Origin of the sequence: Sutcliffiella sp. NC1 (assembly GCF_027594365.1) — a bacterium.
Taxonomy (GTDB): domain Bacteria; phylum Bacillota; class Bacilli; order Bacillales; family Bacillaceae_I; genus Sutcliffiella; species Sutcliffiella cohnii.
In genome coordinates this window covers 912,876-933,891 of sequence record NZ_CP115153.1, presented here as the reverse complement: position 1 = coordinate 933,891, position 21,016 = coordinate 912,876, and the positions used below count along the sequence as shown (strand labels likewise).

Sequence of the window (21,016 nt, the reverse complement as noted above, 5' to 3'; positions counted from 1 at the left end):
ACTAAACAAAACAATGAGCGTGATTTTCCTTAGAAAGGAGGTGATCCAGCCGCACCTTCCGATACGGCTACCTTGTTACGACTTCACCCCAATCATCTGTCCCACCTTAGGCGGCTGGCTCCAAAAGGTTACCCCACCGACTTCGGGTGTTACAAACTCTCGTGGTGTGACGGGCGGTGTGTACAAGGCCCGGGAACGTATTCACCGCGGCATGCTGATCCGCGATTACTAGCGATTCCGGCTTCATGTAGGCGAGTTGCAGCCTACAATCCGAACTGAGAACGGTTTTATGGGATTGGCTCGACCTCGCGGTTTTGCTGCCCTTTGTACCGTCCATTGTAGCACGTGTGTAGCCCAGGTCATAAGGGGCATGATGATTTGACGTCATCCCCACCTTCCTCCGGTTTGTCACCGGCAGTCTCCTTAGAGTGCCCAACTGAATGCTGGCAACTAAGAACAAGGGTTGCGCTCGTTGCGGGACTTAACCCAACATCTCACGACACGAGCTGACGACAACCATGCACCACCTGTCACTCTGTCCCCCGAAGGGGAACGCTCTATCTCTAGAGGTGGCAGAGGATGTCAAGACCTGGTAAGGTTCTTCGCGTTGCTTCGAATTAAACCACATGCTCCACCGCTTGTGCGGGCCCCCGTCAATTCCTTTGAGTTTCAGTCTTGCGACCGTACTCCCCAGGCGGAGTGCTTAATGCGTTAGCTGCAGCACTAAAGGGCGGAAACCCTCTAACACTTAGCACTCATCGTTTACGGCGTGGACTACCAGGGTATCTAATCCTGTTTGCTCCCCACGCTTTCGCGCCTCAGCGTCAGTTACAGACCAGAGAGTCGCCTTCGCCACTGGTGTTCCTCCACATCTCTACGCATTTCACCGCTACACGTGGAATTCCACTCTCCTCTTCTGCACTCAAGTCTCCCAGTTTCCAATGACCCTCCACGGTTGAGCCGTGGGCTTTCACATCAGACTTAAGAAACCGCCTGCGCGCGCTTTACGCCCAATAATTCCGGACAACGCTTGCCACCTACGTATTACCGCGGCTGCTGGCACGTAGTTAGCCGTGGCTTTCTGGTTAGGTACCGTCAAGGTGCGAGCAGTTACTCTCGCACTTGTTCTTCCCTAACAACAGAGCTTTACGACCCGAAGGCCTTCATCGCTCACGCGGCGTTGCTCCATCAGACTTTCGTCCATTGTGGAAGATTCCCTACTGCTGCCTCCCGTAGGAGTCTGGGCCGTGTCTCAGTCCCAGTGTGGCCGATCACCCTCTCAGGTCGGCTACGCATCGTTGCCTTGGTGAGCCGTTACCTCACCAACTAGCTAATGCGCCGCGGGCCCATCTGTAAGTGTTAGCCGAAACCAACTTTCAATATAGTACCAGGAGGTACTATATATTATCCGGTATTAGCTCCGGTTTCCCGAAGTTATCCCAGTCTTACAGGCAGGTTGCCCACGTGTTACTCACCCGTCCGCCGCTAACTTCTTTAAAGCAAGCTCTAAAGAAGTTCGCTCGACTTGCATGTATTAGGCACGCCGCCAGCGTTCGTCCTGAGCCAGGATCAAACTCTCCGTAGAGTATTTGATTGCTCAAAATGTTTGCTGACTTATCGTCAATTTATTGTTTTGTCGATTTTAAAAACCGACTTGCACGCTATTGTTTTGTTTAGTTTTCAAAGAACATTTTAAGTTCGCTTGCTTGAAGCGACTTTTATAATTTAACATGTTTTCAAATCAATGTCAACATGTTTTTTTATTTTTTGTTGTTGTCGTTTAACACCTTCGTTAGCGACGAATATTAATATATCACGATAACAAAATCGAGTCAACAGTTTTTTAGATCTTTTTTTAAAAGAGGGAGAATAAATGTTTATCCCCCTCTTTGACTTACTCATTCGAGACTTTATACATTCTATGATAAACACCATGACCCTTTGTTTCTACTTTAACAGCCTCTATTAAACCTTTTTCAACAAGGTAGTCTATAAGTACCGTTAAGTCTGCAATATACCCTGCCAATTCAGGTTCATTTAATAAATCATTATATGACCATGATGTTTCTTTCGTATTTAATACATCTAATAAATGTTGAATTCCAATTTTCGTTCTAGAATGTATTAAAAATTCACTTGCTAGAAATAAAAGCTCTAGTCTTTTTTCAATTGGTTCTTCTCCCTCTACTAATTCTTCATATAGTTTATGAATTTGTGGCTCAATTTGTTTAACTTGATTCCATACAGTCAGTTCTGGATGAAAACCATTTTCAATAACTGATAATCTTGCAAGGTGGTGGAGAGAATGAACGATATGATTGAATGCGTCCAAATGATGATTTGATTCAAAGAAATCTTTTCCTTCCATATACCTTCTAATTAGCTTAGCAAATTCTATACCTATTTTTACTTTTCTATCTTCTAACGGGTAATCATCCAATTTGTTTCTCAAAGTTATAATGTATTCATTTCGATCGAATAATATTTTACCATTCATAATCCAATCGATCACTCTTCGGTTCGTTCCTAATTGAATCCAATCTTTGAGTTGTTCTTCACTCACAATATAGAGTGCAGCTTTTTGCTCACCAATATCATAATGCTTTATATATAACGGGGTTTCTAATTCTTTCACAATCATTAATAGTATTGCATCGAATCTGTCTGTATTCGGACTATTACGGTTCCTTTTTTCGATTAATAGTGTTCCTAGCGTATTCGATTGACTTGCACGTTCTTGATATATTGGACGAAGTAGGTCCTCCATAACATCACTCCATTTATTCACTTGTTTTTCATAGCTTATAATTTTAATTTTAGTTTCTTCTTTATAAACACATACTTTTAACTGAAACTTACTTACACAAAAATATTCGACATAATTCTCTTTTATCCTCTTAATTCTTTTGAAAAACTTAATTAGTAGGGATAGTTTCTCAGGTAGTGTATAGAATTTGGCATTGTTTTAAAAATCTCATTTTATTGCCATAACTAACTGCTATAATTTATGATATGATTGTTCACTAGGAGGTATTATTTATGGCTCGTAAATATTCCAGTAAAATAAATAAGATTCGTACCTTTGCTCTTTCGTTAATCTTTATCGGATTTTTCATTATGTATTTAGGTATTTTCTTCCGTGAAAATATGATTGTAATGACTATATTCATGCTTTTAGGGTTAGTAGCAATTGTAGGAAGTACTGTTGTTTACTTTTGGATTGGTATGCTATCTACTAAAGCAGTACAAGTAGTTTGTCCAACATGTAATAAAGTTACGAAAGTTCTTGGTCGAGTTGATATGTGTATGTATTGCAATGAAACTCTCACTTTAGATCCTTCTTTAGAAGGGAAAGAATTTGACGAATCTTACAATCACAAAAAGAAGGCAGATAGTTAAGCTATCCGCCTTCTTTCTTTTTATATATTATAGCAGTCCATTTTGAAAACAGAAAGTGGTTTAAATCAATTCGTTGCACTTCGGTTCTCAGCCTTGAAACTAAAAACATTAATGCAGTTCAAAATACAAGTCACAATTTATAGTCGCTATTGTGCAATATTCCATTTCCATAAGTGTTCACCTTATATAACGACAGACACTTAGAAATAGTTTTCTGTTTCGACACATATTTTTCACCATAAAAAAACAGATATTAACTATCTGTTTTTTTAGTGTGCGCCTTTTTGACATTCTGGGCAAGTACCGTAAATTTCCATACGATGTCTATTAATTTTGAATCCAGTAACATGAGCAGCTAACGCTTCTACCTCATCTAAACCTGGGTATGAAAAATCTACAATTTTACCACAGCTATCACAAATGACATGATAATGATCGGACGTTACGAAGTCAAATCTACTTGAACTGTCTCCATAAGTTAATTCTTTAACTAAACCAACTTCTTTAAATACTCGTAAATTATTATAGACTGTCGCAACACTCATATTAGGGAATTTCCCCTCTAGTGCTTTATATATATCATCTGCAGTTGGGTGGGTCATTGCTTCAATTAGATATTCTAAAATCGCATGACGCTGAGGAGTAATTCTAACCCCAGTTTGTTTCAACGTTTCAAGCGCTTCTTTAATTTGTTCTTCAACCACCGTCATGCACCCCCTTATCCATAAGGATTCTTACTTTATAATATTTATAAATAGTGTACATTGTAAGTGTGATTTTTGTCAATCATCTCCTATATATATACTATATACAGTTTTTAATAATTATTACACTTCTGGCCTCAATTCTGGTTCTTCCACCTGCAAGTGGAAATTAACCGCTCTCCCTGCCACAAATAAATAGTCAGATAGTCTGTTCAAGTACGCAAGTACTATTTCCGATGTACCTTCTTCTATTTTCACTGCATTTCTTTCTGCTCTCCTTACTATCGTTCTAGCGCAATGTAGTGTAGCACCTGCTTTACTTCCTCCAGGTAATATAAAGTTTTTCAAAGGAGGTAAATTTTCAGATAGTATATCAATATCTTTTTCTAACCTTTTAACATGCTCTTCTGTTAAGTTCCATCTTACATCTTTCCCTTTAGGAGTAGCTAATTCTGCCCCAACATGGAATAAAATCGTTTGAATAGAGTTTAACGTTTCTAATATTGTTTCTTTTTTTTCAAATACTTTTTCTTCGTTAATATAAGTCACAGCTAATCCAATCATAGAATTAGCCTCATCACAAGTACCATATGCTTCGACTCTATCATCGTATTTTGGTACGCGTGAGCCATAAACTAAAGAAGTTTGACCTTTGTCGCCTGTTTTCGTGTAAATTTTCATATTAATATCCCCTTTCTAGATCAATCATATTTATAAAGTCAGCATTTTCGTTTTTAAGATATACATTCAAATTGTGTTTAAAAATTTGCAGAGCACGAGGTTGATATCCTTTCGTAACACTAGATAGATGTGGTGTTACAGTAACATTTTCCATCTTCCAAAATGGATGGTCCTCATCTATTGGTTCCGTTTCAAAGACGTCTAATACTGCATGTGATATTTCTTTTAATTCTAGTGCCTTTAATAAAATTTCCTCCGCTACTACGTCTCCTCGACCAATATTTATAAAGACTGAGTTATCTTTCATTAGTTGAAACTGTTTATGTTTTAAAACATGCTTTGTTTCTTTCGTACTTGGTAAAACAGATACAACGAAGTCAGCTTGTGGAAGTACTTCATCTAATTCTGCTAAAGAATATATTTCATCTACAAATTCAACTTGTTTACTAGTACGTGTTATCCCTAATGTCTTCATCCGAAACGCTTTTGCTAGTCTTGCTATTTCTCCCCCGATTGCACCGACACCTAAAATAGCAATTGTTTTACCGTTAAGTTCCATCGTTTCTATTGTTCGATCCCACAAACAATTTCTCTCGTTTTCTATAAGCTTTTTGGAATTACGAGCTACTTGTAACATCATCGCTATTGTATATTCAGCCATCGGTATTTTATGTATGCCTCTTGCGTTTGTAACAAGGATTTTTTTCTCTTCTATCATATTTAAAGGCATTCTCTCTACACCCGCTGATGCTACCATAATCCATTTTAAGTTTTCCGCAATGTTAATATGGTCAGTAGTTAAGTTACCATATGTTAAGATAATTTCCGCATGTTTTAGCTTTTCTTTTGGTATTTCAGAAACTTTTTTAAAAAACTCGAATGTAACCTCCGGAAAACTTTTCTTTAAATCCTCTGCTAGGTTTGGATCTTGCAATTCAAAAGTAGAAACGACGAACATATGAAACATCCCCTTTATCTTAACTTCTCCTTCCATCATATTAGAAAAACTTCCTGTTTGCCAAGTACTATAACTCTAAGTTAATGTACACTGATCTAAAATAGGATAGGCTTTTAAATTTATCCTTTTTACTTCGTTGTGGTACAAGTTCTTTCCTTTAAATGCAAAAAATCCGTCTATTTGTAAAAACAAATAGACGGATTTGCTTAACTTTATATTAACCTGGATAGTGAATTGGTGCATTCGGTCCTAATGGAACTCCCGTTAGCATCCAAACGACTAACATAATAATCCATGTAATGGTAAAGAAGATAGAGTATGGTAACATCGTAGAAATTAATGTCCCGATACCAACCTTTTTATCGTATTTTTGAGCAAAAACGATAACAATCGCAAAATATGGTAATAGTGGAGAAATTACATTAGTCGTTGAATCTGCAATTCGATATGCTAATTGTGTTAGTTCAGGTGAATACCCTAAGTTCATCATCATCGGAACGAAAACAGGTGCCATTATCGCCCATTTTGCAGATGCACTTCCTATAAACAAGTTAATCATACCAGCTACTAATATAAAAATTAAGATTAGTAGAATACTATAAAACATGTTATCTCCAGAGAAGCCTAATCCTTGAATGAATTCTGCTCCATTTACTGCCATAACTGTTCCTAATTTCGTTTCATTAAAGTATGCTACGAATTGTCCTGCTACGAAGGCTAAAACAATATAAGAACCCATTGTTGCCATCGTTTCAGATAATTGATTTGCTACATCTTTATCATCCTTAATTGACTTGGTTACTTTACCGTAAACAAACCCTGGCACAAAGAAAACAATTAGTATAATAGGAACTAACACTTGGAAAAATGGCCAGCTTGTTACGTCACCTTCACCACGTAACGGTCCCCAAGATGGAACAACTAATAATGATAATACTGCTACTGTACCTAAAATAGCGAATAACGCAAACCATAAACCTTTTTTCTCTTCAGGTTTTAAATGGCTCATACTTTCTTCTTCAATTGAACCTTTATATTTACCTAAACGAGGCTCAACTAATTTATCTGTAACAAATGTACCTACAATCGTTAATAGAAAAACAGATGCAATCATGAAATAATAGTTCATCATATAGTTCATGCCTGCAGCGTATTCCGGATTAACAGTTTCTGCTGCTTGGATCGTTAAACCACCAAGAAGTGGATCTAATGATGTTAATAATAAGTTTGCACTAAATCCAGCTGATACTCCTGCGAATGCGGCTGCTAAACCTGCTAAAGGATGTCTGCCAAGACCCGCAAATAATACTGCCCCAAGAGGAACTAATACTACGTAACCAGCATCAGAAGCCATACTCGACATAATACCACCGAATACTAGCGCCGCTGTCATTAACTGTTTAGGGACAGAAGTTACTAGCCCACGTAACGCCGCACTAATTAACCCTGATCTCTCAGCAATTCCAATACCTAGCATTGTTACAAGAACGGTGCCAAGTGGCGCAAATCCAGTAAAGTTTTTAACAGCACTTTCAAATATGTACTGTATACCTTCACTTGACATTAAGCTTTTAACCTCAATTACTTCCCCTTCATTAATCGGGTCTGCCACTTGAACTCCTAAGCTAGCAAAAATCCCTGAAAATAAAACAACTAATAAAGCAAAAATTGCGAATAACGTAACGGGATGAGGAAGTTTATTACCGACACGTTCAATCATATCTAATGAACGAACCAAAAAGCCTCGTTTACTCGTTTCTGACGATTCCATTGTTTTACCCCTTCCATGCGAATGTATTAAATTTTCAAAAAATACCACAAAAAAACTCGTCCTTAGTATATTGCAGAAATTCCTCGTATGGAAGGGGTTTCAAAAAAGGCGGAATAACCTTAAAGTTAATAAAAATCCCTATATTTTGAAATTTAAACTAGAAACGTTGGTGTTACTACATTTCCCATTTTAACCCTTGTAAAATTATGTTAACATACTTATAAATAGGCATAAAAAAAAGTGTGGAACGAGTTCCACACTATATATAAAAACAACTACTGAGGAGGTATGCCCTACACTAATAAAGTACTCAAATAGCCTCTAAAGCGTTTTAGACATTCGCCCCATTTCTAAAAAATAGGCTATTTTCGTTAAGACAGATTTTCTTTAATAAACGAAAGTGCATCTTCAACATGATCTTTCACACGTACTTTACGCCATTCTTTTACTATTTCACCCTTTGTATTAATAATAAAAGTACTTCGTTCAATACCCATATACTCTTTCCCAAAGTTCTTTTTAAGTTTCCATACATCGTAGTTTTCAGCAACCTGGTGATCTTCGTCTACTAATAGTGAGAAAGGTAACCCGTGTTTTTCGATAAATTTTTGGTGCTTCTCTACCGGGTCTGGGCTGACACCTAAAATAACAGTATTCAGCTGTGAAAAGTCTTCGTGTTTATCACGGAAATCACATGCTTGCGTCGTACACCCTGGCGTCATATCTTTTGGATAAAAATATAGCACTACATTTTTCCCTCTAAAATCGGATAATTTAATCTTTTCACCCTTCTCCGTTTGCAATTCAAAATCCGGAGCTAATTGTCCCACTTCTACTGACATTTTTAATTCCTCCTTGTCTTTCATAGTTATAGGTTAGCGTAATCATATTTTAATTTCAAATATGGTGATACAACCATTTATACATATAATGACGTTTTACATTACAAACTAAAAAAGAATAAACTGTTTGGAGGGTATTATGAAAAAATCAAAAGATAAAATGTCAGTTGTTCAACCAAAAGAACCGCATTATACAGGAATTGCAAAAGATAGCGCTACACAACCGTTAGAAAGCTTTGAAAATAAATACCCCGATTCCGTTAATGAACATAAAGCGTTAGAAGCTGCCAATATGATGTTAAACGAAGGTGAAATTTCACAGCAGAGGAATAACAATTAGTCACGATAATCTAAGTCTAGTACAATTCTAACAACAAAAGCAGCAGGCATCACATATCCTAACAACGCTTGGATTATAGCGATGCCTCTCCCTATTCCAATTGGTGTAACATCCCCATACCCAACTGTTAACATTGTTACAGCACTAAAATAAACCGAAGTAGTCATCGTAGAAAAAAAGTCTTCCTTTAGCAATTCTCCCCCTTCCGTAAGAATTGGTTGTATATTAAGATGAATAACACAGTAAAGTACGGCAAAAGAAATCACTAATGTTAAATATATTAAAAGTAAAAGTATTAAAGTTTCTTTTGATACGTAAGGAATTCCTCTCATATCTCTTCTATTTGGCGAAAATAAATGTAAAAAACTAAAGATAATTGCTAGAGCCACTATACATAAAACAATAAAAAACAGCATTATAATCCCCCATTGGACATGCTTTAATAATTTAATATACTCGAATTAATAGGGGGATATGCTATATTTTCATTTACAAGATACCCACTCTTTTTCATCATTTATTCATTCATGATAGAATAATGATGTAATACATTTTAGGAGGATACATATGAATTTTCAAAAATCAGAACAGCTTCATGAAGAAGCGTTACAACATATTGTAGGTGGAGTTAATAGTCCATCTCGTTCTTATAAAGCAGTTGGTGGTGGTGCTCCTGTAACAATGGAGCGAGCTAAAGGTGCTTATTTTTGGGATGTGGACGGCAATAAATATATTGATTATTTAGCAGCTTATGGACCAATTATTACTGGTCATGCACACCCTCATATTACAGAAGCGATTAAAACTGCAGCTGAAAATGGTGTTTTATACGGAACACCAACTCCTCATGAGGTGAAATTTGCAAAAATGTTAAAAGAAGCAATACCATCCATGGATAAAGTGCGTTTTGTAAACTCTGGGACAGAAGCGGTAATGACAACGATTCGTGTTGCTAGAGCTTACACAGGACGAACAAAAATCATTAAATTTGCTGGCTGTTATCATGGCCACTCTGACTTAGTATTAGTAGCAGCAGGTTCTGGACCATCAACTTTAGGCACTCCTGATTCAGCAGGTGTTCCAAAAAGTATTGCTCAAGAAGTTATTACAGTTCCCTTTAATGATATTGAGCCTTTTGAGAAAGCACTTGAAAAATGGGGAGATGAAATTGCTGCTGTATTAGTGGAGCCGATCGTTGGTAACTTTGGTATCGTAGAGCCACTACCTGGTTTTTTAGAAAAGGTAAATGAACTTACACATAAAGCTGGTGCACTCGTTATTTATGATGAAGTTATCACCGCATTCCGCTTTATGTACGGTGGGGCTCAAGATTTACTTGATGTAAAGCCAGATTTAACAGCACTAGGAAAAATCATTGGTGGAGGTCTACCGATTGGAGCGTATGGTGGACGTAAAGAAATTATGGAGAAAGTAGCGCCACTTGGTCCAGCATACCAAGCAGGGACAATGGCTGGAAACCCAGCTTCTATTTTATCTGGTATCGCTTGTCTAGAAGTTCTGAAACAAGATGGTGTTTATGAGAAGTTAGACAAATTAGGAGCAATTTTGGAAGAAGGTATTTTACGCTTAGCAGAAAAATATGGAGTTACGATTACGATTAACAGATTAAAAGGTGCACTAACGATTTATTTTACTGATGAAAAAGTCATTAATTATGAACAAGCGGAGAATACAGATGGAGAGAAGTTTGCAAAGTTCTTTAAATTAATGCTTCACGAAGGAATTAATCTTGCACCTTCTAAATATGAAGCTTGGTTTTTAACAACTGCACATACGGAAGAAGATATTCAACTTACTTTACAAGCTGTAGAACGAGCTTTTGAAAAAATATAAAAATGTATATTTATGCAAAACACGGACGGTAAAAACCGTCCTTTTTCATTGAATATACATGAAAACGGTTACATTTTTTATATTTATTTGTATGAACTAAACATTTTTTTGTATAGAAATTGATTTTGTTTTAATATAGTGATATGATAAAGTATCTGAAAATTCCTTATTTTCCCCCTAATCCTAAACCTATTACTTTAACAGGAGGTGAATGGCTTTTCTTGGGACCCTCTATCCCTTAGTATGAAGCCAAACATTTATGACAAACTGGAATCCGAGCAATTTTAAAGATTATCACCACGCAGAACACGATGCTTGTGGTATCGTATCCGCAATTGAAAAGAAAAAAATCCCAACAAAACAAAATATAAATGATTGTATTGACGCACTCGTTAAAATGAATCACCGTGCTGGGTTTATTAACGGTGAAGGTGATGGTGTTGGAATTCACATCGACATACCTAAAGCATTATGGAAAGAAAAACTTATGAAAGCTTCACTAAACACAGACCTTGTAGACCGCAATGATTTTATTGTCGGGCATTTTTTCATTAATAGAAACATAGACACTCAATCTGCAAAAGAAGAAATAATAGAAAAAGCAGCCTCTTATCAATTAGAAATACTTTTCGAGTCTGATAGCGTAACAAATGAAGGAGCACTTGGCCCCATAGCATTGCAACAAAATCCATTATTTTGGCAAGTTGCATTCCTTTCCACTTCAGAGGAGTTTCAAGAAAATGTTGTTTTTGAACTAACAATTGATGTAGAAAAAAATGATGAAATTCATGTTGCTTCTCTATCAAACTATCATGCAGTTTATAAAGTGATGGGCGCAGGTGATATTTTACCAAAGTATTATCAAGACTTAGCTAGCCCTATCGTTGCCTCTACTATGACATTAGGACATAATCGTTATTCCACTAATACATTATCAAATTTCTTTCGTGTGCAACCGTTTAGCGTGCTCGGTCATAACGGCGAAATCAATACGATCGCCAAACTTCGAGACGAGGCACTGATGCTTGGTGTACCTCTTACAAACGGCGGTAGCGACTCTCAAGACTTAAGTAGAACAATTGAAACGTTCATAAATAGATTTAACTTTACTTTATTTGAAGCAGTAGACATTGTTTTTCCACCAATTATTAATGAAATTAAGCAATATCCTTCCCATTTACAAGATTTATATACTTATATTCGTGAAGCTTGGGGTCACTTTGCACAAGGTCCAGCAGGGATTATTTCACGTTATAGGGATGAGGCAGTTTTTAGCCTCGATTCTTTAGGTCTTCGTCCGCTTTGGATGTTGGAAACAGAATCTACTTACTATTTTTCATCCGAACCAGGAATAAAACTAACTTCCGAGTTCACAGCTGAGCCAAAGCCATTCTCGCCTGGAGAAAAAGTCGGCCTAAAATGGAATGGTGACACGATAAAAGTTTACGAATACAAACAATATCAAGAAGAAGTTTATACCCGTTTCTCTAACAAGTTCTCGTTCGATCAATTTTCGACAAGACTAAATACAGTGGCATTAACAGATGAAGTTTCTGTTTCCCCTATAGAAAAAGTTCATAATGGGCAGTATGCTGCTTTTGGGTGGGATCGTGAACATATTCAATTAGTTGAACAGATGGCTGAAAAAGGCGTTGAACCTATCCGTTCCCTCGGACATGATGTTCCACTTGCCGCTATAGCAAATGGAAGAAAGAATATTGCAGATTTTATAAAAGAAAGTGTTGCTGTTGTTACAAATCCAGCGATAGATCGCGATCGTGAAACGGAACACTTTTCTACACGAACAGTATTAGGTTCAAGACCATTATTACAAAATAAAAAGGAAGCTTCACCATTCACGGTAGAATTGTTAACACCATTATTAATTGAAGGTAACACTGGTGCTACTTGTGCAAAAGAATTAGAACAGCCTTCCTATGATCAAGTAACACATATTTTTTCAACAAAAAAGCTAACTTACTTCCTTCCTACGGCTGCACAGGAAGGCGAGAGTGTAGAAAACGCATTAAACCGATTAGTAGAAGAAGCAACACATGCAGTTGAAAACGGAAAAACTTTGTTAATACTAGATGATGCGTTAGCACACCAAAACGGACATTTATGGATCGATCCACATTTAATTACATCGGTTATTGATCAAGCTTTAGTAGAAAAACAACTAAGAAGACAATGTTCCATTTTATTACGTTCAGGCGCAATCCGCTCACTACATGACTGTATAGTAGCACTTGGATTAGGCGCAAACGTTATTAGCCCTTATTTATTATTCGGTACTGTAAGTGAAGAATCTGTTGTACCGACGACAAATTTATATAATGCATTAACGAAAGGCTTAGAAAAAGTTATTTCTACAATTGGCATTCATGAGCTAAGAGGATACGGACGCCTATTCTCCTCTATCGGATTACACGATGACATTGCAAAGTCTTTAAGAATTGTTAACTTTTTAGGATCTGAACAATTAGGCTATAATTTTCATTCTTTATTAGAGGACGCAAAAGAAAGAATGCAAGATTTCCAAAATGAACAAGCTCGTCCAGGTAAGTCCTTTCACTTATTCCCAAGAATATGGAAAGCAATTGGTGACGTAGCGAAATCAGGAAATTACAATGATTTCCGTGAAAAATTAAACGAACAAGAAACGAATAATCCGACTACAATTAGACATTTAACAGACCTTAAGGAAAGCAACAAGCCTATTGAACCGCAGAAAGTAAATATATCTGTTGGAGAACATAGTCTACCGTTTGTTATTTCCTCGATGTCATTCGGTTCACAAAACGAAATAGCTTTTAGAGCTTACGCTGAAGCAGCTGATAAACTTAATATGATCAGCTTAAACGGTGAAGGTGGAGAAATAAAGGATATGCTCGGAAAATATCCAAAATCACGAGGTCAACAAGTTGCATCTGGACGCTTCGGTGTTAATGCTGAACTATTAAACTCTTCAAACCTGTTAGAAATAAAAATTGGTCAAGGTGCAAAGCCTGGAGAAGGTGGACATTTACCTGGATCAAAAGTAACAGCTAAAATTGCTGAAGCGAGAAATGCAACGATAGGTTCAGATTTAATTTCTCCTTCAAATAATCATGATATTTATTCTATTGAAGACTTAGCACAAATGATTGCAGAGTTAAAAACTGCAAATGACCAAGCAAAAGTTTCTGTAAAAGTTCCCGTTGTTCCTAACATCGGAACAATCGCAGTTGGTATCGCTAAAGCAGGTGCCGATATTATCACGATTAGTGGGTTCGATGGTGGAACAGGTGCTGCCAGAATTCACGCTTTACAATACGTTGGTTTACCTGTTGAAATTGGAGTAAAAGCTGCCCATAACGCTTTATTAGAAGCTGGACTTCGAAACGAAGTTGAAATTTGGGGAGATGGCGGTATTAAAAGCGCAATGGATGTTATTAAAGTAATGTTGCTTGGTGCAAACCGAATTGGTTTCGGAACTTTATCAATGATTGCGATCGGCTGTACAACATGCCGTGGCTGCCATTTAGATACTTGTCATGTTGGAATTGCAACTCAAATTGAATCAGAAGCTCAAGCGAAAGAGCATGGTTTAAGACGTTTCGTTCCACGTCAAAGTGATTTAGCTGTGCAAGGTCTTATGAATCTATTCACAGCGTTCGGCCAGGAGTTAAAAGCTTTAACTGGTTCTTTAGGATTTAAAAACTTACAAGATATCGTAGGCCGCTCCGATTTATTAGAACAAACACGCGGACTTGAAAGTATAAACTTAAAACCACTATTAACGGTACTAGATGTGCCTCAAATAGCTCAAAAAGAAGTAGCAGCTAGTTTAGATGAGAAGAAGCTCTTAGTTGCAGCTGGTGCAGAGTATTTAGATTATCAAGAGGAAGAACTGTTTAACTCTCGAGAGTTCTCTTCTATCACATCTGAACAAAGGGTCCTTGGAAGTCGCGTTTCTTGTCATCGAGTAAGAAATCGTCTAGACGGGTCTTACGTTGAATTAGGAGATATTAAACTTTCATACAAAGATGGCTCCATTCCAGGTAATGGACTCGGATCGTATAATTCAGAAGGGATTAACATTTTAGTAGAAGGTGGCGCCCAAGACGGAATCGGTAAAACTGCTTTTGGTGGAAATATTACGATTTTAAAAGCAGTTGGAAGTCACGGTAAACGTGTAAATGGATCGGTTGGAAAAGGTTTCGGTTACGGCGCTCAAAAAGGGACACTTATTGTGCAAGGGAATGCAGATGCTCGAGCGGGAATTCGTTTATCCGGTGCTGACATGATTATCGGTGGTAAAGTTACTTCCCCAATTCCAGAAAATGAAGCTGGAAACTTAGGAGTAAATGCAAATATAAAAGGATTTGCTTTCGAATATATGACAAACGGTAGAGGGTTAGTTCTTGGAGATCCTGGACCATGGATTTGTGCAGGTATGACAGGTGGAGTCGTTTATTTAAGACACCAACCAGAAGTTGGACTAACGAAAGAAGCGCTACAACGTCGTATCGCAAAAGGAGCTAAAGTAGCAATCCAGCCACTTTCCAATGACGGAAAACGTGACGTACAAGAACTATTAACAAAATATAAAGAAGCACTATTAAGTACGAATCAAATAGAGGAAGCAAATGAAATTACACAACTATTAAACAACCTAGAAGCAAACTTCCTACAAGTCAACCCAGTAAAAGAACAAGCAGACCCATCCGTATCTACTGAGTGATCGAAAAGCGGAGGGCGTTTGGGTAGCGGCGTACAAACTGGACCTTTCCTGCCGGAGATAAAGGAAACACTGCGAACGCAAGAGAGCAGATGTTGACTTATCGTACAGAAGGAAAGGGAAGTTTGATAGCCGCTAACGCCCGGAGCTAGACAATCCGAAAAGCGGAGACTGCTCGCTCAGGTCCAATCAAACTGGAGCTTTTCCGCAGGAGATAAAGGAATCACGGCGAGCGGTAACGAGTCGATGATGACTTATCGTACTGAGGAAAAGTGAAGTTTGAGCCGGACCTAGCCGCCGCAGCTAGACAATCCGAAAAGCGGAAGGGGCTCGCTCAGCGGCGACAAGCACAAGGCAAGCCGGCTAGAAGGTTGCTCTTTGACCTTCTGGACGGATTGACTTGTGACCTCGAGCCGCTAGTCCCTGCAGCTAGACAATCCGAAAAGCGGAGGCGGACCGTTCAGGTAAAAACAGAAAAAATATTGAGAGGCTATCCCGAAAAATTGGATAGCCTCTTTTTCACTTTACGTATTGAAGTAAAAAGGGAAACGTTGTATATTACATAAGTGTTTACAATATATATGTTTGTGGGAAATTAATAGTAGGCTATGAGATTATAGAAAATTACTAATTAAAATCTTAATAATCTCTTACTTAAGAAAGGATAAGAAAAACAAATGAAATTAGGAGCCCGAATATTAAAAACGGGAATTGCAATCACTTTAGCGTTGTATGTTGCACAATGGCTGGATTTACCTTCTCCTGTCTTTGCTGGAATTGCTGCAATATTCGCTATCCAACCTTCTATTTATCGCTCATATTTATCTATTTTAGAGCATATTCAAGGTAACTTAATTGGAGCTATTTTAGCAGTTATTTTTGGAATTACTTTTGGAGCAGACCCATTTATTATTGGATTAACAGCCATCGTTTTAATTGCTATAAATTTGCGATTAAAAATTGAAAATACAATCCCACTTGCACTAGTAACTGTCATTGCTATTATGCAAAGTCCTGCGGAAGGGTTTTTAGAATTTTCCTTTATTCGTTTTGGTACTGTAATGATTGGAATATTATCTGCTTTTTTAGTGAACTTAGTCTTTCTACCTCCAAAATACGAGACGAGGCTTTATTATAAAATTAAAGAAACTACGGACGATATTTTAAAATGGATCCGCATCAGTACGCGACATGCTTCTGAACATAATTTATTAAAAGGTGACATCGAAAACTTACGCCAACGTCTACTAAAGCTAGAACAAATTTTCACCTTATATAAAGAGGAACGAACTTATTTACGAACAAATAAATTAGGAAAATCAAGAAAGCTCGTTTTATTTAGACAATTAATCGTAACAAGCAATAGAGCATTGTTTACGTTAAAAATGTTACATCGCTTCGAGAATGAATTACACCATATGCCAACAGAATATCAACATTATTTAAAAGCTGAGCTAGACCATTTAGTTAATTTTCACGAACAAATATTATTAAAATTTGTTGGGAAAATTAAGCAAAATAATACGTCTGAAATGTTCGAAGAGGAAAAATTCAATAAAAAGATGTTTTTAGATGAATTCATGCGTCAAAAGGAAGAATGGTGTCATACAGAGTGCAACCCTGACGATTGGTACCAACTGTTCCCTCTCATTTCAAGAATTGTTGATTATAGCGATCAGCTCGAACATCTTCAAAAACTAATGCACAGCTTTCAAAATTATCATAATGATGAATTTAACATCCGCACCCGCGAAGAAGAATAAAACAAAAGCGCCAAGAGTAATCTTGACGCTTTTTATATATTAATGAATTAACGTTATTCTAATTCTTGAATGCTATACAATTCATAATAATGACCTTTTTTCCTCATTAGCTCTTCATGAGATCCTATTTCTACAATTTCTCCATGTTCTAATAAAACAATTCGGTTCGCATGGGTGATAGTAGATAACCGATGAGCAACGATAAAAGTAGTTCTATCTGCAGCAAGCCTTTCCAACGATTCTTGAATAAGGTGCTCACTCTCTAAGTCAAGGGCAGACGTAGCTTCATCTAAAATAAGGATAGGTGGGTTTTTAAGAAACACTCGAGCAATTGCTACCCTTTGCTTTTGACCTCCAGATAACTTTACTCCTCTTTCTCCTACTTTCGTTTCGTAACCATCTTGCAAATTCATTATAAATTCATGTGCATTTGCCGCTTTAGCTGCTTCAATAATTTCTTCTTTCGTTGCATCTGGTTTTCCTAGTGCTATGTTTTCTCTAACTGAATCACTAAACAGGATACTATCTTGTAACACCATTCCGATATTTTGGCGTAGCTGTTGGACTTTTACATCACGGATATCGACACCGTCTAATCGAATACTTCCTTCCGTTACATCATAAAAACGTGGTAGTAAACTAACTAATGTCGATTTCCCACCACCACTCATCCCAACTAATGCAATGGTTTCTCCTTGTTTTACTTCTAATGAAACATTTTTTAGTATAGATTCATTCTCTTCTTCATATCGGAAAGAAACATTAGAGATGGAAACATCACCTTTTACGGAATGAATATTTTTAGCGTTCTTTTTATCCGTAATATCGTATTTTTCATCCACAAATTCAAATACACGATCCATTGAAGCTAGCGATTGTGTTAATGTTGTAGAGGAATTTATTAACCTTCTTAATGGATTATATAGGCGATCAATGTATGTAATGAACATAATCATTTCACCTATCGTTAGCGTATTATTAATCACTGCATATCCTGCATAAAAAATAACTAATAATGGAGCGATATCGGTAATTGTGTTGACGACAGCAAATGTTTTTGCATTCCAACTCGTATGTACTAACGCCTTATTTAAGAAGTTTTTATTCTGCTTTTGGAATTGCTCTTGCTCATAATCCTCAATTGCCATACTTTGAATGACTGGCATTCCTTGTACTCGTTCATGCAAATGGCCTTGTACCTCTGCAAGTGCTTGAGAGCGCATTTTTGTTAATTGACGTAACCGACTATAAAAGTACTTTACGGAGAACCCGTAAAGTGGAAATAAAATGATGGAAACGATAGTTAACGTAACATCTACTTGAAACATTATGATGATAACAATAAGTATAGTTGCAAAATCTAACCATACGTTCATAAGGCCAGTAATGACAAAGTTTTTCGTTTGTTCAACATCGTGTATTACTCTAGATATTACTTCCCCCGCACGATTGTTCGCATAAAAACGAAGACTTAGCCTTTGAATGTGATCAAAAAGTTTATCACGGATATCATAAAGTACTTTACTACCAGTCCACTGTGCTAAATATTGACGATAATATTCAATTGGTGGCCTTAACACAACAAAAATAACGATAATAATTCCCATTACAAGAATAAGTTCAGATTTTTTATCTTCTGTTGAAATACCTTCGGCTAAAAGAATATCATCAGTAACATATTTTAATAAGAGCGGAATTAGTAAAGGTAAACCAAATTTGAACAATCCTATTATAACGGTACCAATTACTTGCCAACTATATGGCCTAACAAATTTCAAATATCTCTTTATACTTTCCAATGCCAGCTCCTCCTCAACTGCAACAACAAACAAAAAAGAAACAGTGCGTATACACTGCTTAGTATCTCTTTTAAGCAAAAAAAAAATGAAAATAGATTATTACTTCATTTTACTAATAGTGGAATGAATTGAATAGTAAACTGCTCAAATCAGTTTGAGGAAGAAGAATTGAGGCAAAAAAAGTCCCATATTAAAGAGCTCTTATCGTCAAAAGCTCTTTAATATGGCGACTTTCTATTTATGGTACATTAAATATCGTTCATACCATATATCAATAAAATCTGGATCAAACGGTCCTTTTCTTTGTCGAATCCATGAAATTAGCGTGTTTACATTGCTTTTTAAAATTTTATCAATAACATCCGGGTAGTTCATTTCTCTTCGATGCTTCTCATATTCATCTTCGTCTAACAATATAAAAGTCATGTCAGGGAACACTTTTATATCCAAATCATAATCAATATACTTTAAAGCTTCTTCGTCATATATAAATGGAGAACTAATATTACAATAATAGTACACTCCGTCCTCTCTGATCATTCCAATTATGTTAAACCAATGTTGGGAATGAAAATAGCAAATGGCTGGTTCTCTCGTTATCCATGTACGACCATCCGATTCGGTTACAATTGTTTTATCATTTCCACCAATGACAAGATTTTGTGTCCCTTTTAAAACGGTTGTCTCATCCCAAACTCTATGAATTAGTCCGTTATGCTTATAACTGTGTATTTGAATCTTTTCTCCTTCGATGGGACACCCCATACGTTCTCCCCTACCTTCCTTTCTTGGACATTTTGAAAGCAGTTATTTTTACATATCCTTTTACTCTCATTTGAACCAATAAATTTATTTATAAAGTTTCTGTTATAACTATTATAACGGTTGTCCAGTAAATTTAAAACAAAAGAGCCATCTTTCTTTTAGATAGATGACTCTTCGTTAACATTTTATGCACTAGTTATAGCTGATTTTTTGTATGATCGTAAAGTTTCTTCCGTTTGTTTTTTAAATAATAGCTGGATAGATAGTAGTTCTTCCTTCATTTCTTTTATTTCATTTTGTACAGAGAGTAATTTCGTTCCATTTTCAAGTTCTATTAATTGTTTTTCAATTGATTGACATCGTTCAATTTCAGCTTGTAAATACAATAGCTTATCCATTATTTCTAGTTGTTTGGCAACTTCAATATCAAATTGTTCCAATGGATTTCCTCCTTTACCTGAAAATAAAAATTCTATATATGTACTTTCTGTTTATTTTTCCGTTTTCCTTTGACTATGTATGTTGACTCTTTAGAAGTTTTGTCGACGTGGGTATTTCTTTTATTGAGGTGGTACTACAGGAGCCCTATTAATGTGCATTGACTCGATTCCAGGCAGGCTGCTCTTCCTTTTATGTGCATCATTCAAAAATATTTTATATGTATGTCCTCATGCGACCCCTTTAAAACACACTTTCATTACCCTTCTCGGAAACAGCAAATTGATGATACCTCAAAATGGAAAAGCACTCCCTATCCGACAGGATAAGAAGTGCTTTATTTATTATTGTTGACGTTGGTTTTTCTTTGCTTGAGATTGAGCGTTTTGCTGTCTCACTTCTTGTGCGTTAGTTTCACTAGCGAATTCAGTACCATATTGGCTGTTTCCAGAAGCAGACTGAGCGTTTTGTTGTCTTACTTCTTGAATGTTAGTACCAGATTGAGTTCTACCAGCTTGACGATTGTTTGCCATTCGTTATCACCTCCACGAAGATTAAGATGTCCAAATAAAACTGAAACTATGACAAAATTTCTTAACATTTTTTTGAAAGTTCTTTTTTCAAACTCCACGTCCAATTACCATCCTTTGGAAACTCTTCGTTCAGTATAGGTATCAATCGCTTTTCAAACAATATGGAAAAAGCCCACTTTAAGGAGGACATATTATGTACGTAGGTAGAGATATGACAGAACTATCCATGATGTCTAAGCAAGAATGGAAGGATACTGAATTAGCATTTTTCCACCATTCTTTACAACAAGTTGTACCTTACCTCAATGCGGAAGGCCAAACAATTCACCGAGAAATAATCGAAGAAATCGAAGCCCGCGGTGGCCTCAAACGACAAGAAGCCGACTACACCCACGGAACAAGAATCAGTTATGATTGACAGAAAAGCGGAGGCGGCTCGCTCTGGC

At 36.8% G+C, this 21,016-nt stretch carries 17 protein-coding genes and 1 rRNA gene; 6 read left to right on the top strand and 12 right to left on the bottom strand.

The window, feature by feature from the left end; genetic code table 11:
• Window positions 1-33: 33 nt before the first annotated feature.
• Both O1A01_RS04640 and O1A01_RS04635 read right to left on the bottom strand, forming a co-directional pair.
• A 16S ribosomal RNA gene (locus O1A01_RS04640) occupies window positions 34-1,585 on the bottom strand.
• Window positions 1,586-1,894: 309 nt separating this feature from the next.
• On the bottom strand, window positions 1,895-2,767 hold the full coding sequence (locus O1A01_RS04635; protein WP_066420701.1) for a nucleotidyltransferase-like protein: 873 nt from the start codon (window positions 2,765-2,767) through the stop codon (window positions 1,895-1,897).
• A 272-nt stretch (window positions 2,768-3,039) separates the two neighbouring features.
• Here O1A01_RS04635 and O1A01_RS04630 point away from each other — a divergent pair, with 272 nt between their 5' ends.
• Complete coding sequence (locus O1A01_RS04630) at window positions 3,040-3,399, top strand: YgzB family protein (RefSeq protein WP_066420700.1); 360 nt, start codon at window positions 3,040-3,042, stop codon at window positions 3,397-3,399.
• Between the two features lie 269 nt (window positions 3,400-3,668).
• On the opposite strand, the gene perR is transcribed toward O1A01_RS04630, so the two are convergent.
• The 5 genes from perR to bcp form a co-directional block, all read right to left on the bottom strand.
• Window positions 3,669-4,109, bottom strand: coding sequence for a peroxide-responsive transcriptional repressor PerR (perR, locus tag O1A01_RS04625; protein ID WP_066420698.1), 441 nt, complete (start codon window positions 4,107-4,109; stop codon window positions 3,669-3,671).
• A gap of 117 nt (window positions 4,110-4,226) precedes the next feature.
• The gene (locus O1A01_RS04620) at window positions 4,227-4,784 is read right to left on the bottom strand and encodes a cob(I)yrinic acid a,c-diamide adenosyltransferase (RefSeq protein WP_066420697.1); all 558 of its coding nucleotides are present in this window, start codon (window positions 4,782-4,784) and stop codon (window positions 4,227-4,229) included.
• Between the two features lies 1 nt (window position 4,785).
• On the bottom strand, window positions 4,786-5,781 hold the full coding sequence (locus O1A01_RS04615) for a D-2-hydroxyacid dehydrogenase (protein ID WP_270065683.1): 996 nt from the start codon (window positions 5,779-5,781) through the stop codon (window positions 4,786-4,788).
• A gap of 178 nt (window positions 5,782-5,959) precedes the next feature.
• Window positions 5,960-7,513, bottom strand: coding sequence for an AbgT family transporter (locus O1A01_RS04610; RefSeq protein WP_270065682.1), 1,554 nt, complete (start codon window positions 7,511-7,513; stop codon window positions 5,960-5,962).
• Between the two features lie 371 nt (window positions 7,514-7,884).
• Window positions 7,885-8,355: a thioredoxin-dependent thiol peroxidase gene (gene bcp / locus O1A01_RS04605; protein WP_270065681.1), complete on the bottom strand. Its 471-nt coding sequence runs from the start codon at window positions 8,353-8,355 to the stop codon at window positions 7,885-7,887.
• A 139-nt stretch (window positions 8,356-8,494) separates the two neighbouring features.
• Between bcp and O1A01_RS04600 the strand changes: the two genes are divergently transcribed.
• Window positions 8,495-8,695 (top strand): hypothetical protein, encoded by a 201-nt coding sequence (locus O1A01_RS04600; RefSeq protein ID WP_066420691.1) that lies wholly within the window; start codon window positions 8,495-8,497, stop codon window positions 8,693-8,695.
• Here the strand turns inward: O1A01_RS04600 and O1A01_RS04595 are convergent.
• Window positions 8,692-9,111, bottom strand: coding sequence for an ion channel (locus tag O1A01_RS04595; RefSeq protein WP_270065680.1), 420 nt, complete (start codon window positions 9,109-9,111; stop codon window positions 8,692-8,694). The genes O1A01_RS04600 and O1A01_RS04595 overlap by 4 nt on opposite strands.
• Before the next feature lie 151 nt (window positions 9,112-9,262).
• Here O1A01_RS04595 and O1A01_RS04590 point away from each other — a divergent pair, with 151 nt between their 5' ends.
• The 3 genes from O1A01_RS04590 to O1A01_RS04580 all read left to right on the top strand — a co-directional run bounded on the left by O1A01_RS04590 (window position 9,263) and on the right by O1A01_RS04580 (window position 17,035).
• On the top strand, window positions 9,263-10,549 hold the full coding sequence (locus O1A01_RS04590; RefSeq protein WP_270065679.1) for a glutamate-1-semialdehyde 2,1-aminomutase: 1,287 nt from the start codon (window positions 9,263-9,265) through the stop codon (window positions 10,547-10,549).
• 259 nt (window positions 10,550-10,808) lie between these two features.
• Window positions 10,809-15,275 carry a glutamate synthase-related protein gene (locus O1A01_RS04585; RefSeq protein ID WP_270065678.1) on the top strand — a complete coding sequence of 1,489 codons (4,467 nt, stop codon included), beginning with the start codon at window positions 10,809-10,811 and terminating at the stop codon, window positions 15,273-15,275.
• 674 nt (window positions 15,276-15,949) lie between these two features.
• Window positions 15,950-17,035, top strand: coding sequence for an FUSC family protein (locus O1A01_RS04580; protein ID WP_066421840.1), 1,086 nt, complete (start codon window positions 15,950-15,952; stop codon window positions 17,033-17,035).
• Window positions 17,036-17,088: 53 nt separating this feature from the next.
• Here O1A01_RS04580 and O1A01_RS04575 read toward each other — a convergent pair whose 3' ends face one another.
• The 4 genes from O1A01_RS04575 to O1A01_RS04560 form a co-directional block, all read right to left on the bottom strand.
• Window positions 17,089-18,834: an ABC transporter ATP-binding protein gene (locus O1A01_RS04575; RefSeq protein ID WP_270065677.1), complete on the bottom strand. Its 1,746-nt coding sequence runs from the start codon at window positions 18,832-18,834 to the stop codon at window positions 17,089-17,091.
• Window positions 18,835-19,068: 234 nt separating this feature from the next.
• Window positions 19,069-19,599, bottom strand: coding sequence for a nucleoside tri-diphosphate phosphatase (gene ntdP, locus O1A01_RS04570; protein ID WP_270065676.1), 531 nt, complete (start codon window positions 19,597-19,599; stop codon window positions 19,069-19,071).
• Window positions 19,600-19,784: 185 nt separating this feature from the next.
• Window positions 19,785-20,039: a YgaB family protein gene (locus O1A01_RS04565; RefSeq protein WP_066421846.1), complete on the bottom strand. Its 255-nt coding sequence runs from the start codon at window positions 20,037-20,039 to the stop codon at window positions 19,785-19,787.
• A 342-nt stretch (window positions 20,040-20,381) separates the two neighbouring features.
• Window positions 20,382-20,570, bottom strand: coding sequence for a gamma-type small acid-soluble spore protein (locus O1A01_RS04560; RefSeq protein WP_270065675.1), 189 nt, complete (start codon window positions 20,568-20,570; stop codon window positions 20,382-20,384).
• A gap of 193 nt (window positions 20,571-20,763) precedes the next feature.
• Here O1A01_RS04560 and O1A01_RS04555 point away from each other — a divergent pair, with 193 nt between their 5' ends.
• Window positions 20,764-20,988, top strand: a complete 225-nt coding sequence (locus tag O1A01_RS04555) for a hypothetical protein (RefSeq protein ID WP_066421850.1) — start codon at window positions 20,764-20,766, stop codon at window positions 20,986-20,988.
• The last annotated feature ends 28 nt before the right edge of the window (window positions 20,989-21,016 follow it).